Source organism: Rhodococcus sp. T7 (assembly GCF_009872365.1).
Classification (GTDB): domain Bacteria; phylum Actinomycetota; class Actinomycetes; order Mycobacteriales; family Mycobacteriaceae; genus Rhodococcus_F.
Window position 1 is genome coordinate 69,150 of sequence record NZ_WXYH01000333.1, and the last position, 14,480, is coordinate 83,629.

The following is a 14,480-nucleotide window of genomic DNA, read 5'->3' on the forward strand; positions in this document are numbered from 1 at the left end:
ATCAGTAGAGAAAGAGAGTCCGCGATGACCACAGTCACGACCGAGATCGAGACGACTCGCAAACTTCTTCAGGCCGCCGACACCGACATCGCAGCGTTCTTCGACTTCTTCACCGAGGACTGCGTCTTCCGCATGGGCAACAACGACCCCGTCATCGGCAAGAGCGCGATCCAATCCTGGGTAGCGAAGTACCTGACCTCGGTGGCATCGATGCGCCACGAGATCATCGAAGAATGGTCGGAGGGCAATGTGGCCGCGCTCCGGGTCGAGGTCACCTACACCTTGCAGAACGGCGAATCCTTCACACTCCCGGCCGTGACGCGCACCCGCGTCGAGCACAACAAGGTGACCGAGTACCTGATCTTCATGGACCCCAGTCCCGTTACCTCTGACACCATGCAGTAGACCGTTTACTGTCGGCCGCCTTTCTTTCGGGGACTGCTCCCTCGTCGAGAACTACACTGCGACAAAAATTTCCTGGGACAGCCAGCTCTGCGATCTCTCGTGCCGGTGGCGGTCGGCTTCCACACCGACCTCGACCAGCGCGCTGGGCAGCGTTCGCTCAGAATCGCGCTCGGCGAAGCGATCACGGCCGTCGCCTCTGAGCAGATCCGCGGCGGCGGTGACCCGGGCACTGCCGCCGCGGTGAAGCCAAGTCGGCGCCCTTGTCGCCGCGGTCTTCCTCCCGTCGCGGCCGGAGTGACGACGTCGATGTGGCGTGACTCGTGGTCGCAGAGTGGGACAGGACCGAGGAGAGGTGGCTGGCCTGTGGTCCTGGAACCAAGCCAGCCACCTGAGGTCCTCGTGGCTGTGCGCTCAGATGAAGGACGTGATCTGAGGTTGTCCCAGCATCTCGCGGCCATACACCTCGTACTGGACGGTCGCCATCTGCAGTGGGTGACTGTTGCTGGCCTGAACGTCGCGGAAAAGGCGCTGCACCGGATTCGACCGTGCGATACCCGAGCCACCACCGAGGCTGAAGATGAGGTTTGCCGCAGAACGGCACAGGTCGAGCGCTCGTCCGATGTCCATGCGAGCGCGCACTCGCAGCGACTCGGGCATGTAATCCGGGCCTTGCGCCCACTCGTCGATATCGTCTCCGAGGCGGTCCTGGTGGAACTGGGCCTCGTCGATCAGCATCGCGGCCTCGGCCAACCGGGTTTGGGTCACCACCGATTCCGCCGCCTTCTCGTAGATCGTGTATGCAATCCGGCGGTTGGGAACCTGTTTCAGATACTCCTCGAGCATTCGCTTCGTCGCGCCCAGTGCAGGGCACACCAGCACAGCCGACAGGACAGGAAGGAACGCCGAACGGTACAGAGCCACCTCGCTGGCGTACTCCGACGGGTATTCGCCGGCAGACGCGGCAACCGGGTCGATGATCCGGTACTCCGGCACGAAGACATCTTTCACTTCGACGCTGTGGCTACCCGTTCCGGCCAGCCCCATCGTGTCCCAGTCTTTGTGGATCTGAATGGACGACATGGGCACGAGCGCGAAGACGGGGCCGGCCTCGCCGCCGGACGCGTCCGGGCGGGGCGCGCCGAGCAGCATCCAGGTGGCATCGAGCACCCCGGAGGCGAACCCCCACTTGCCACTCACGCGGTAGCCGCCCGGAACGGGCGTCAACGTGCCCAGCGGGGCCAGGGTGCCCGAGACCACCGTAGGCTCCGAATCCCCGAAAAGCTCTTCCTGAGCGGCCAGGGGATACAGCGAACCCAACCAGATGGCGGCGTTGTGGATACCGGCAACCCACGCTGCCGACGGGCAACCTTCGGCGATTGTCGTCAGGATTTCCAGAGTTTCGCGCAGTGTCAATTCGGCACCGCCGAACCGCTCGGGTGCCAACATCCGGTAGAAACCACCGTCGTTGAGGCGGCGGGAGAGTTCATCGCCGATCCACCGGTCGGCTTCCGTCTGCTCGTTGTGAGCGCGCAGGTCAGGCTTGAGAGCCTGCGCCAGCTCGAGTAATTCAGCGGCGCGGGTACTGCGCGGAGGGGCAGTCAATTGGGTCATCGGATCTTCTCCTGTCGAGGGGCCGAACAACAAAACTGACCGTAAGTCAGTTATGATGTGGCGTCAATCACTAGTTTGGCCGCGTCGTGTCACTCGTCACGCGCACCCGTGCGCACCGTCGATCACGGCGGCGCATCACATCGAGGGGGGCAGGTGTAATCTGTGAAGCTTCCGCGGGCCGTGAGGCCCATCAACGCCGAGGCCCGATGACACCATGAACGACAGAGACGACGCGCGAGACGAGTTGCCGCAGGGTCGACAGGGGCGACGGCGGGCCCGCACCCGCGACGCACTCCTGGCGAGTGCCGCTGAGCTGTTTGCCGCACAAGGGGTTGAGGCGACGGCCATCGCGCAGATTGCCGAAGGCGCCGACGTCGGCTACGGATCGTTCTACAACCACTTCCGCGGACTCGAGGATATCGCCGAAGTCTTGCTGGTTCAGAGCGTGCAGGACATCTTGAGCGCCACCGCCGCCATCATGGCCCAGGTCGACGATCCCCGGCTATTGCCGTGTGTCGGCGCTCGGGTAATCCTTCGCTCGTTTCTCATCGACGCGGTCGTTCGTTGGATGCTCGAACGCCCGTACCTGTTGATTGACACGTTCCAAAAGCAGGCCGAGCCCTTCATGGAACGGTTCGAAACACCCGGCATCGAGTCCGGCGCACTGAAACCGGCGGCCGGCCACAGGACCTGGATCCGCACGTTGCCGTGGCTGCTGCTCTCCGAACTGCACTGCGCAGCAAGTGATCCCGACGGTGATCCACTGGCACACGAAGAGTCGTTCGCGACAATCTGCCTGCGACTGCTGGGCGTTGAAGACGCGGACGTGGAAGGGCTGTTGGCCGAGTCGCTCAATCTCGTCGATGCGCAGATGGATGTCCGCGCACCAACCGCTCCGTCACAGGACAGTACTCGAGCCGACAAGAAGCCGGTACCGGAGCGCCCCCGAAACGGCTCGGTCAGAACAGTCGCCGGCCGGAACACACCGACCTCATCCGGATAACCATCCGCCAGGCGTGACCTCGGAGCATGGGCCGCGGGTCCGTGCGGTCTGTCGGCGGTAGAGACTCCCGCCTCGGGTCTGTCCGCTGTCCGACACGTTTGATCTTCGTCCCGATCGCCCACCGGACCAGGGCCCCTCGGGTTCGCTTGACGGTGCTACCACGCCAAAACGCGAGTCCTCGAGGAGAGGCCGTCACAAGTCTGCCAAGAACGCCACGGTTATGCGGGTGATCGACAAGAAGCCGCATTAGTGTCGACGCGGTCGAGTAGTCCGCCGACCTGACCCTGGACGCGTTGGCGTTGCAGCGTGGGCCGGAATCCGCTCGCGCGCCCTCGAAGTGCTTCTGCTCGCTGATTCGGAGGCTGCGGTGCGGTTCGCGTCCCGCCTGCTCGGACCGCTTGCCGACGACGACCCACGTATGGCGGATCTGCGGTCGACCTCGAGTCTCTATCTCGACATGGACCACAGTCTGGCCAAAGTGGCTTCTGTGGAGCATGTTTCGAGGAATGCGGTGACCTATCGGGTGCAGAAAGCCATGAGTCTGTGCACGCCCTCCGGGGAATCGACCACGGAGCTGCGTGCGGCGCTGCGCATCTACGAGTGGCTTCGGGATGCCCCCATCGCTGAGTGGAAGCGATCGTAGGTCGGCAAGCCGACGTCCGCTGCAGAAACGCACCGCCAGGAGCAGTCGGGTAACAGAGCTGCTCGGGTGCGCCTCCATTGGAGAGGCTGGACGGTCGGGCGACTGGGGCGAGGGAGGGCCCGCGGACGGATGCCGGCGCCATGCTGTCGAACGCGTTGGTTCCTGAACCAAAAGTGGGTGACAACTATGGGCTCTGTCCCAGTGCGGGGGCCGCAACCGGCGGGTGTAATTGTGTCATGCACCACAGGCTGGAGATGGCGCGAAGTGTCCGAGAACGTAGCGCGGCCATCCGATGGTTGCCGAGCCCGAGAAGGACCTGGCGCATGATCACCACCTGACGTGAGGTTGCCGGCGGAGGTGTGAGCCGACGGCGCCGATGGCGGAAGTGAGTGGTGGGACCGAATAGTCGCCGGGGGCCCAGGCGGTTGCCGGATCGCCTGTGCGTGCGCATCGGAATCTGTTCGCACCTCGAAAAGCGTTTCGAGGCAATAATTCTTACCTGGAGGATCGTTCAATGACCGAAGCGTCATGGGATCGGACCGTCGATGTGCTCATCGCGGGAAGCGGCATCGGCGGACTCGGGTCCGCGGTAATCGCCGCCGATGCGGGAGTGAGCGTCGAAGTCGTTGAGAAAGCCGACAAGATCGGCGGCACAACGGCGAAATCCGCAGCTTACATGTGGGTTCCGAACAACAAGTATCTCCGCGCCAGTGGGCGGACGGACCCCCGTGACGACGCATTGCGGTACATGGCCAAACTGGGCAGGCCGCGACTGTACGACGCGGACCACGAGACGCTGGGGCTGCCCGAATGGGAGTATCGCGGCATCGCCGCGTTCTATGACCATGCCTCGGAGGCGGCAGAAGCATACGAAAATCTCGGCATCCTCGACTTCGGGCATGCCGCGGACTTCCCCGACTACTACGCGCATCTCCCTGAAGACGCAGCGCCGTCGGGCCGAATCATTTTTCCCGCGGAGAGCGAGGGTGGTCCGCGTGGCGGAACGATCCTGATCGAGCGTCTCGCGGCGCAGTGTGAGCGCGTCGGTGTTCCCATTACCACCGGCGCCCGGATCACGAGCCTGATTCAGGACGGCGCGGGGGCGGTGATCGGCGCGGCAGTCGAGGTCGGCAACGAGACAGTTCGCATCCGCGCGCGGCGTGGCGTCGTTCTCGCGACGGGCGGCTTCACCCAGGATCCGGACCGCCGGCTGCGCTACCTCGACCACTCCTACGTCGGTGGGTGTGCCGCTCGCACCAACACCGGCGACATCCTCGACATCGCCCGTGAGGTCGGCGCCGACTTCGCGAACATGAATATCGGCATGCGGGCACCGATGGTGCTCGAGCGTCTGCTCACCGATCCCGTCACCGTACGTGGCTCGTTCATGATTCCTGGTGATTCGATGCTGATCGTGAACCGGTTCGGCAAACGGGTGATCAGCGAAAAGACCCCGTATCACGACCTCGCGCGAGCGTTCTTCGATTGGGACAGCCAACTCGGAACCTACCCGAACAATCCATTGATCATGCTGTGGGACGAGTCGTCTCAACGGTTCGGTGGCGACGGTTTCGGTAATCCGATTCCTGCCGAAGGCGAAGACCCGTACTGGGTGGTGACGGCCGATTCGCTGGCCGACCTCGAAAAGGGTATCGGTGAACGCCTCGAAATGTTGCGGGGGATCACCGGACAGGCTGAACTCGACACACAGTTCGGACGTACACTCGCCGCCACCATCGAGCGCTACAACACCATGGCGCGCGTTGGCGTCGACGACGACTTCGGTCGCGGTTCGACGCCGATCGAGCAGGCGCTCAGCGCTTTCTTCGGGGTCGGCGACGGTCCCAACCCGATGATGGCGCCGTTGGCGGCCGACGGTCCTTACCATGCCACCATCCTGGGGCCGGCTCTGATCGACACCGCCGGCGGACCGCGGGTCGACCACAACAACCAGGTCGTCAGGCCCGACGAACGGTCGATTCCCGGCCTGTACGCGGTCGGAAACTGCGCTGCGACGCCATCCGGCGAGGCGTACTGGGCAGGCGGCCACACGATCGGCTTCATCCAGTGCGCCGCCTACGTCGCCGCCAAGCACATCACACGTTGACTTCATCATTTCGCGAACACAACCGAGAGGGATCGGCTATGACACAAACGACTTTCGACTACTCCACTGCGGCAACCGACTTCTACCGCGAACTCGACGCCAACCAGGCGGACGTCTTCGAGCGCAGGCTGACTGTCGATGCCGTATTCGCGTTCAACGACTACGACCCCGTGCCCGGTCGTGATGCGATCGCCGCGTTCGTCGGTGACTGGAAGGCGAACTTCCAGTCGGTAACCCATGAAATCGGCCGTATGACGATCGATCCCGAGAAGCGCTCGGTCGGAGTCGAGTTGACGGTTGCCTACGCGTTCACCGACGGCAGAGTCGTCAAGATCAAGGGATGCTCGTTCCTCGACTTCGACGGCGAACGGATCAGCGGGTACCGCGTATATGTCGACACCAGTCGACTTGCCTGAACCCCGTCACCCCCACACCCACCACATCGTTCGAACACAGGAGTACTCCATGGGAAAGCTCGAAGGCAAAGTCGCCCTTATCACCGGTGCAGCCCGAGGCCAGGGCCGCAGCCACGCGGCCCGGCTGGCAGAAGAAGGCGCCGACATCATCGCGATCGACATCTGCGACCAAATCGCCACTGCCGATCACACGATGGGCACAGAGGAAGATCTCCAGGAAACGGTCAAACTCGTCGAGAAGTTCGACCGCCGGATTGTTGCGCTCAAAGCTGATGTCCGCGATCGTGCCGCGCTGGAAAAGGCCGTCGCCGCCGGAGTGGGCGAGCTGGGTCGTCTCGATATCGTCTCGGTGAACGCAGGCATCGCCTCGACGTCGCAGGTTCTCGATCTCGGTGAGCAAACCTGGCAGGACGTCATCGACGTGAATCTCACCGGCGCGTGGCACACGGCGACCGCGACGATTCCGCACATCATCGCTGGTGGCAGGGGTGGGTCGATTACCTTCACCAGCTCGGCGATGGGTCTGACCGCGGTGCAGAATCTGGGACACTACACCTCCGCCAAGCATGGTGTCCTCGGGCTGATGAAAACCCTCGCCCTCGAGCTCGGTCCGCAGTTCATCCGGGCCAACGCCATCTTGCCGACCAATGTCGACACGGAGATGATCCAGAACGAGACGATCATGAAGCTGTTCATGCCGCATCTCGAACATCCGACCCGGAAGGACGCAGAGCAGCCCGACTCGAATTACACACGAGCGAACATCCTTCCGATTCCCTGGGTGGAACCGATCGACCTCAGCAACGCGCTGGTGTTCCTCGCCTCCGACGATGCTCGCTACATCACCGGCGTCGCACTCCCGGTGGACGCGGGGTTCCTGTTGAAGAAGTAGTAGGGGGGCGGCTATCGCCGCTCGGCGGAGCGGGGTGCGGCGTCTCTGCTGCCGAGCAACGACTGGATCCGCCGCCCGATGTCGGGAAGGGACTCCCGCAGTTCTTCCCGCCCGACCGCGCAGACGGCGCCGACGAGCGTGCCATCGGGGCTACGGAGTGCCGTCGCCACGGAATAGACGTTCGGTATGGTCGATCCGAGGTTGTAGGCCAATCCCGTAGCCCTGATCTCGGGCAATTCAGCGAGGAAACGGTCTACCTCAGCGCGGTCGGCGGACGACGCCGAGTGCAGCAAGGCATCCATCTCACGTCCGGGAAGGTCGGCCAGGATGACCTTGCCGGAGGCGGTCCCGTAGAGCGATCGCCGGCTGTGATTGCGGGCGGCGAACTCGAGCGCGGGTTCCTCGCCGATCTGATCGATGTACACCAGCGACATCCCGACCTGGATTCCGATCAGCACGCTGCATTCGACCGCCTCGTGGATACGTGGGAGGAGATCTCGGTCGACCTCCTGGGCCGCGAGGCGGTTCCCGCTCAGCGTGAGCACGAAAGGCGCCGGTCCCAGGCTGATTCGGTGCTCATGCTCGATCAGGTACCCGGTGGCGAGGAGTCCGTTCACCAGTTCGTGTATCGAACTCTTCGGTGCGTCCAAGCGGTCGGCCAATGTCGCAAGGGTCAGCCCCTGAGGAACCGGCGCGACCGCGTCGAGGATAGCGGTGACTCGGTCGACGGTGCGGTGATGGCGCGGGGGCACGAGCACGAGTGTAGCGACCCCCATTGACGAGAATGCCGAGACTGCCTATGTTTATCCGTACCTACGGATTCAAATCCGGATATACGGACGGAGCGAGAAGATGACGAATACGCCCAACCAAGATCGCAACACGCAGGGCACCGCGCTCGGTGGTCTCGTCGTGCTCGATCTCGGTCAGGTGTATGCCGGTCCGTACTGCACCCACCTGTTGCGGTCGCTCGGTGCCACGGTGATCAAAATCGAGCCTTTCGGCGGTGAACCTATTCGCTGGCGCTCGACGGGGGCGACGTCCGGCCAGGCGTTCCTGATGCTCAACGCGGGGAAGCAGGGTGTGCGCTTGGACCTGAAGAAGCCGCAGGGCAAAGAGGTGTTTCTCGATCTGGTTCGGCGAGCGGACGTCGTGGTGGAGAACTTCGCTCCGGGTGTCATGGACAGACTCGGCATCGGGTGGGACGTGCTGCATGCGGTGCGGCCGTCGCTGGTTCTCGCGTCGGGGCGCGCATACGGCGACCATCCCGCGGCCGACGGGATGCGGGGGATGGACGTGACCGTTCAGGCCATGTCCGGCGTCGTATCCACGACGGGGTTCCCGGATGACGCGCCGGTCAAGGCCGGGCCGGCGGTGGTCGACTTCGCGGCGGGCAGCCATCTCGCATCGGCCGTCCTCGCGGCGCTGTTCCAACGGGAGCGGACCGGGCTGGGGCAGCATGTCGAGGTGGCAATGCAGGACGCCATCGTGCCGACCTTGACCTCGAACATCGCGGGGATGCTCGAGGCGGACGGCGAATTCCCGGAGCGCACGGGTAACCGGCACGGCGGATTGGCGGTCTGCCCTTACAACATCTATCCGGCCACGGACGGGTGGCTGGCGATTCTCTGTCTGCGGCCGAAGCACTGGACGGACCTGTGCCGTGTCATGGGACGCGATGACCTTGCCTCGGATCCTGCTCTCGCGACCCCGGCCGGGCGGGTCCTGAAGATGGACGACGTCGACGCCGCGGTCACCGCATGGACCACAGGACTGGACAAGGCCCACGCCTTCCGGCTGTTGCAGGAAGCCGACGTCCCGGCCGCGCCGGTCCGATCCTTACACGAGGTGATCCACGACCCCGTGCTGCGCGACCGGGGAATGATCATGGAGATCGGGGACGGCGACAGGGCGTGCACCGTGCTCGGAAGTCCGTTGCAGATGGGGAGTTCGCCAGTGCCTGCGACTGCGCCTGCCCCTCTTCTCGGGGAGGACACCGAGGAGGTACTGCGTACCTGGCTCGACCTGTCGAACGACGACGTCGAGCGTCTTCGGGAGGACAGCATCATCTGAGTTCGACGGGAAGGTGGGAAATACAGTGGTGAAGGCATGCATCGTCGACGATCACGAGGTCGTCCGCGAAGGACTGCGCGCACTGGTCGGTGCGCTGGGCGACACCCCGGTGGAGGTTGTCGACGAAGTAGGTTCAGCAGCAGACGCTTTGAGTGTGCAACGCAAACATCGACCCGAACTCTTCCTGATCGACTACCGCCTACCCGACATGACCGGAGACCGGCTGTGCCAGGCGCTGGTGGATGCACGGCCCGGCACCACGGTGGTCGTCGTGAGCACCTCCAGCGCGGAGGACGTCATCCAGCGGTGCCTGCGTGCCGGAGCCGCAGGATATGTCACCAAAGGTGCTGGACTCAAAGAACTTCGGTCGGTTCTCGGTGCCGTGATCGACGGTCGGACAGGAGTGGTGTGCCGTGACCCACTGGCCGCCGGCGCCGAACGGTCGGCATCCGGCGCGGCGAGCAAAGCTCTGACTCAGCACCAGGTCCGAGTACTGGAATTGGTCGCCGAAGGTATGACATACGGCCAGATTGCACGTCGGCTCCACATCTCCGAGTCCACTGTTCGATTCCACGTCAACGGCATCAAGGACAGGGTCGGTGTGCGTACGACGCCCGAACTCATCGTCACAGCCCTGCGCGAGGGCTTCATCGATCCCGAGGTGACCACCGAACGAGAGACGCCATGTCTGCGGTGACTCCACAGGATGCCGGAACGGTCGACGGCACCCGTGCCCTCCGTTTCGTGCAAACCGCGCGGGGAATCCTGAACGCGAATGCGGTCACGCTTTCGGACCGGGGCGGCATCGTGGCGTCCTGCGGGCTACCCACCGGGATGAGCCCCGCAGCGGTGACCGACCGCTCACCATTACGCGCGGTGGTGCCGTTGCACCAGAGCCGATCGACCGACGTCACGATCGCCACCGTCTCGGATGACCACGACAATCCGTACAGTCTGACCGTCGAGTGGCCTCACACGCCCGTGCTCGAACGCCGGGTCGGGGTTGCCTTGCGGGCTCTTGCACGTACTGCGTCCGCCGCGGTTGCCGCCGAGGGTGTGGTGCCGGTCGAGGAGCGTCTGATCGTCGCCGGTGGACGAATACTCGCCGAACTTGCCCTGACCGCCGAGTCGGTCGAAGAGTTACTCGGGGGAGTGACGGCGGCGTTGGGGGTGCTGGTCGACGGAACGTCCGCAGGAGTCTCGGTGCTCAACGACCGCAACTTTCTGCAGGTACTTCCCGGATCGTTCGGGGTCCCCGATGAATTGGCCGCCGCCGCGCTGGTCGAGCGCACCGAGGTGGCGACCTCGACCGCGGAGGTATTCCGATCCGGACAGACCATGCTCGCGAACAATCCCGCGGTGGACCTGCCTCGCTTTCCCGAGTGGTACGAGTGTTTCCGGGTGGAGCGGTTGATCACGTTGCCGATGATCGTCGGCGGTGAGCGGCTCGGAGTCGTCCACGTGGCGAACCGGTCCACTCCGTTCACCTGGCGTGAAGCACGCCTCGCCGAACGTCTCACACCGTTCATCGCGGCGGCGGTGGCCCAGGTGCGGCAGCGACTCGAGATGCGTCAACGCGAGGAACTGGTGGTGGCGATCGGCCGTGCTGCCGCAGCCATCGCGTCCGGGACCGGAACCGATGATTTCGCAACCTATCTTGACGATTTCCGTCGAGTGTTGTCCTGCGTGGCGGTCGTTCTCACATTCCGCGAGGACGGACACCGGGTTGCGGTGGGTGACGCGGAGCCGGTCGAACCGAAAACAGGGTTCCTCGGCGGGATCGACGCAGACTCGGCCGGTCTCCGCAGCGCGATGCACCGCCCTGAGATGCCGGGGGAATTCGGCTGGGTATCGATGCAGGTGCCGATCGTGGTCGACGGAGAGGTCCGTGCGACGCTGGCGCTTCTGCGCACACCCTGGCTCCCGTTCCGGCGGCACGAGCGCAACGCCGTCCGACGGATGGCGGAGACGATAGCACTGGGGTGGACGACCGACCAATACTTGCGTGAACAGGCGGAGACGGCGCGGATGAAGGAACGACTGCGCATTGCCGACGACATCCACGACCGAGTGGCCCAGTTGCTGTTCGCCGGCAAACTCTCCTTGCAGAGCCTCGAGGAAGGTATCGGCGGCGAGCTACCGGCAGATCATCCAGCGCATCGCGGTGTTCGGCGGGCCCTCGAGTTGGTGGAGCGGGGGGATCGCGAGGTTCGGGAAGTGATTCATCATCTTGCGTCGACAGCAAGCCCGGTTCGCTCGCTCGGTGAGGAACTGTGCACGATCGTGGCCGAGGTCGAGCAGCAATTCGGGATCGAGATCAGGGTCGAACTGCCCGAGGGAGACAGCGTCTCCGAACCGGACTCGCGACGATCAGCGGTCCTTCTTTCGGCGGGTCGGGAAGCGATGGTCAACGCCGCCAAGCATGCCGGGCCGTGCCTGATCACGGTCGTCCTGGTGGCCCGACAAACGAATGGAGTTGTGCTGCGCGTAGCCGATGACGGAGTCGGGTTGCGCGGAGCGCCGCCCGGGTACGGGCTGACCGCGACCCGGCGCAAGCTGACCGAGCAGTCCGCGCTCATGGTCGTCAAGTCGTGTCCCGGCGGCGGTACGGAGGTTCTCATCGAGATGCCGGGGCGGCGGCCGAAACTGGCATAAACGCCAGTTGCCGGATCGGGGTATCGCTCCCCACGATTGACAGTATGCAGCACTTCATAATTGGCAGTCGAAATCGCGAGTACTTCGCCGGCGTGCACGGAGGTCGGCGATGACCGACGTCGAGCGGGCCGACATCACCCGTCCTGGCGAGCTCCTCGCCCGCCCACTGGATCCGCAGATGCGGACTGTCGTCGACCTCTTCCAACAGCACCTGGGCGAACCGATGCGCGAACTCGGTGCCACCGAGGTCCGTGCCCGTCGCGCGGCCCTGCGGTCGGCGACCGCGCCGACTATCGAACTCGCCGAGGTCGTCGACCTCCGGATTCCCGAACGTGCCGACGGAATTGCCGCACGTCATTACCGGCCGCAGAGCGGGCCGCCAGAAGGGGTTGTCGTCTACTTCCACGGCGGGGGTTGGGTACTCGGCGGACTCGAGGAATCCGACGGATTCTGCCGGGTGCTCGCCGGGCTCACCGGCTGCGACGTCGTCAGCATCGACTACAGGCTGGCGCCCGAGCACGTCTACCCGGCAGCAGTCGACGACGCCGACTCTTCCGTGCGGTGGATCGCCGACAATCTCGCAGCAGACGCGCCTCTGGTCGTGATGGGTGACAGCGCCGGCGGAAACCTCGTCGCCGCTGTCGCCCAGAACGCCAGGGATCGAGGACTACCGCGGATCGCGCTGCAGGTGCTCGTCTACCCGGTGCTCGACCATCGGATGCAGACCGACTCCTACCGTGAGCGCGGCGGGAAACTGCTGATCAGCGCCGACGACATGGATTGGTTCTGGTCACAGTATGTTCCGGATGTCGGCAGGCGCAGTGAGCCCGCCGCATCACCCGGTTTGACTGCGGATCTACGGGGAGTGGCCCCGGCCGTCGTGGTCGTGGCCGAATACGATCCGATGCGCGACGAGGTACTCGACTACGCCCGTCGACTCGAAGAGGACTCCGTGCCGACCAGCGTGTATCGGTACGACTCCATGGCGCACGGGTTTTTCTCGATGTTCGGCACCCTCGCCGCGGCCGACGACGCAATACGCTCCGTCGCCGTCCAGATCTCTGACACCTGCCGCTCGTCGAAACCCTAACGGATGCAACAGGTCCTTTGACGCTCACCGACTCGTAGCGTGAAAGCATGACCTCCATCACTCAAAACGAAGTGCAGGCAGACCGGTGTGGCAACCCCCCGAGCTCGATGTTCATCGGCGGGACGTGGACCGCCGCGGCCGGCGGGGAGACCATGGAGTCCATCGACCCCTCGAACGGTCTCGCGTGGACGCGAGTTCCCGCCGCCGATGGCACCGACGTCGATCGTGCGGTTGCTTCCGCGACCGAAGCGATGGCCGGCGAATGGGGAGCAACTCCTGGGCCGCGGCGGGCACACCTGCTCAATCGGCTCGCCGATCTGGTTGATCGGGATGCCGACCGATTGGCGGCCATCGAGACCCGCGACAACGGAAAGCTGATCCGGGAGACCCGCCCGGTGATGGGGCAGGTGTCGGCCTGGTTGCGCTACTACGCGGGTGCCGCAGACAAGCTTGCGGGCCAGACTCTTCCGACCGGAGATCCCAACTACCTCGTCTATACCACCCGCGAGCCGGTCGGCGTGGTCGCCGCGATCGTCCCCTTCAACAGTCCGGTCATGATTACCACGATGAAGGTGGCACCTGCTCTCGCGGCGGGCTGTGCCGTCGTGGTGAAGACCGCGGATCAGACACCCACCTCCACACTGCTGCTTGCAGAACTCGTCGAGGAGGCGGGGTTCCCGCCAGGGGCTTTCAATGTCCTCACCGGACCAGGAGCGACAGTCGGTGACGCACTCGCCCGGCATCCCGGGGTGGCAAAGGTCAGCTTCACCGGGTCGACGGCCGTGGGAACCCACGTCATGAAAGCAGCTGCCGAACATGTGGCCCCGGTGACCCTCGAACTCGGTGGCAAATCCCCGAACATCGTCTTCGCTGACGCAGACCTCGATGCGGCCATCAACGGAGTGGTGGGTGGAATCTTCGCTTCCACCGGACAGATGTGCATCGCCGGCGGCCGCCTGCTCGTGCAGGAAGAGATCCACGACGAGCTGGTGGAACGACTTCGGGTGAGAGCGGCGAGCATTCGACTGGGAGACCCGCAGGACCCGGCCAGCGAAATGGGTCCACTCGTAAGCGAGGCACAGTTGGAAAAGGTCCTCGCCCTCGTTGCGAGCGGCGTTGCCGAAGGCGCCACTCTGGTGACCGGTGGTAAGCGGGCCGCACCCGCTGCCGTTCCCGATGGCTACTTCGTGGAGCCGACGATCTTTGCCGGGGTACAACCGGACATGCAGCTCGCACGTGAGGAGGTCTTCGGACCGGTTCTCGCGGTCGTCCCGTTCCGCGACGAGGAGCATGCGATCGAGCTCGGTAACGACACGGTCTTCGGGCTCGCCGGGGGAGTGTGGACCAAGGACGTGCAGCGCGCCCACCGAATGGCACGACGGCTCCGCTGCGGCGTCGTGTGGATCAACTGCTACCGCAACACCTCTCCGCACGTTCCCTTCGGGGGCATGCAACAGAGCGGGTTCGGCCGTGAGAACGGCCCCGACGCCATCCTCGACTACACCCAGGTCAAATCCGTGTGGTTGGAGCTGTCGGGTGCGACCCGTGACCCGCTCACCGTCCCACGCGGATGACCTGAAGAAAG

General features: G+C 64.6%; 13 protein-coding genes. 11 read left to right on the forward strand and 2 right to left on the reverse strand.

From position 1 onward, the window contains the following. Positions 1-24: 24 nt before the first annotated feature. Positions 25-405, forward strand: coding sequence for a nuclear transport factor 2 family protein (locus tag MLGJGCBP_RS29645; protein WP_160100052.1), 381 nt, complete (start codon positions 25-27; stop codon positions 403-405). 411 nt (positions 406-816) lie between these two features. Here the strand turns inward: MLGJGCBP_RS29645 and MLGJGCBP_RS29650 are convergent, their stop codons facing one another. Next, the gene (locus MLGJGCBP_RS29650) at positions 817-2,046 is read right to left on the reverse strand and encodes an acyl-CoA dehydrogenase family protein (RefSeq protein ID WP_160100054.1); all 1,230 of its coding nucleotides are present in this window, start codon (positions 2,044-2,046) and stop codon (positions 817-819) included. Between the two features lie 184 nt (positions 2,047-2,230). On the opposite strand from MLGJGCBP_RS29650, the gene MLGJGCBP_RS29655 reads away from it, so the two are divergent. The 5 genes from MLGJGCBP_RS29655 to MLGJGCBP_RS29675 all read left to right on the forward strand — a co-directional run bounded on the left by MLGJGCBP_RS29655 (position 2,231) and on the right by MLGJGCBP_RS29675 (position 7,077). After that, entirely contained in the window at positions 2,231-3,019 is a 789-nt protein-coding gene (locus MLGJGCBP_RS29655; RefSeq protein WP_160100056.1) for a TetR/AcrR family transcriptional regulator, read from the forward strand. Positions 3,020-3,386: 367 nt separating this feature from the next. Next, on the forward strand, positions 3,387-3,662 hold the full coding sequence (locus MLGJGCBP_RS29660; protein WP_442972131.1) for a hypothetical protein: 276 nt from the start codon (positions 3,387-3,389) through the stop codon (positions 3,660-3,662). Positions 3,663-4,176: 514 nt separating this feature from the next. Beyond that, complete coding sequence (locus MLGJGCBP_RS29665) at positions 4,177-5,769, forward strand: FAD-dependent oxidoreductase (RefSeq protein ID WP_160100058.1); 1,593 nt, start codon at positions 4,177-4,179, stop codon at positions 5,767-5,769. A 38-nt stretch (positions 5,770-5,807) separates the two neighbouring features. Further along, positions 5,808-6,185, forward strand: a complete 378-nt coding sequence (locus MLGJGCBP_RS29670) for a nuclear transport factor 2 family protein (RefSeq protein ID WP_087560500.1) — start codon at positions 5,808-5,810, stop codon at positions 6,183-6,185. A gap of 49 nt (positions 6,186-6,234) precedes the next feature. Continuing rightward, positions 6,235-7,077 carry a mycofactocin-coupled SDR family oxidoreductase gene (locus tag MLGJGCBP_RS29675; RefSeq protein WP_087560499.1) on the forward strand — a complete coding sequence of 281 codons (843 nt, stop codon included), beginning with the start codon at positions 6,235-6,237 and terminating at the stop codon, positions 7,075-7,077. Positions 7,078-7,088: 11 nt separating this feature from the next. On the opposite strand, the gene MLGJGCBP_RS29680 is transcribed toward MLGJGCBP_RS29675, so the two are convergent. Next, the gene (locus tag MLGJGCBP_RS29680; RefSeq protein WP_160100060.1) at positions 7,089-7,853 is read right to left on the reverse strand and encodes an IclR family transcriptional regulator; all 765 of its coding nucleotides are present in this window, start codon (positions 7,851-7,853) and stop codon (positions 7,089-7,091) included. Between the two features lie 76 nt (positions 7,854-7,929). Here MLGJGCBP_RS29680 and MLGJGCBP_RS29685 point away from each other — a divergent pair, with 76 nt between their 5' ends. The 5 genes from MLGJGCBP_RS29685 to MLGJGCBP_RS29705 all read left to right on the forward strand — a co-directional run bounded on the left by MLGJGCBP_RS29685 (position 7,930) and on the right by MLGJGCBP_RS29705 (position 14,469). Then, positions 7,930-9,150: a CaiB/BaiF CoA transferase family protein gene (locus tag MLGJGCBP_RS29685; RefSeq protein WP_087560497.1), complete on the forward strand. Its 1,221-nt coding sequence runs from the start codon at positions 7,930-7,932 to the stop codon at positions 9,148-9,150. A gap of 25 nt (positions 9,151-9,175) precedes the next feature. Then, positions 9,176-9,847: a response regulator transcription factor gene (locus MLGJGCBP_RS29690; protein WP_160100062.1), complete on the forward strand. Its 672-nt coding sequence runs from the start codon at positions 9,176-9,178 to the stop codon at positions 9,845-9,847. Beyond that, positions 9,835-11,805 carry a GAF domain-containing sensor histidine kinase gene (locus MLGJGCBP_RS29695; protein ID WP_160100064.1) on the forward strand — a complete coding sequence of 657 codons (1,971 nt, stop codon included), beginning with the start codon at positions 9,835-9,837 and terminating at the stop codon, positions 11,803-11,805. Before MLGJGCBP_RS29690 ends, MLGJGCBP_RS29695 begins: the two co-directional genes overlap by 13 nt. Positions 11,806-11,914: 109 nt before the next feature. Next, positions 11,915-12,895 (forward strand): alpha/beta hydrolase, encoded by a 981-nt coding sequence (locus tag MLGJGCBP_RS29700; protein WP_160100066.1) that lies wholly within the window; start codon positions 11,915-11,917, stop codon positions 12,893-12,895. A gap of 47 nt (positions 12,896-12,942) precedes the next feature. Beyond that, the gene (locus MLGJGCBP_RS29705; RefSeq protein ID WP_160100068.1) at positions 12,943-14,469 is read left to right on the forward strand and encodes an aldehyde dehydrogenase; all 1,527 of its coding nucleotides are present in this window, start codon (positions 12,943-12,945) and stop codon (positions 14,467-14,469) included. Positions 14,470-14,480 lie beyond the last annotated feature (11 nt).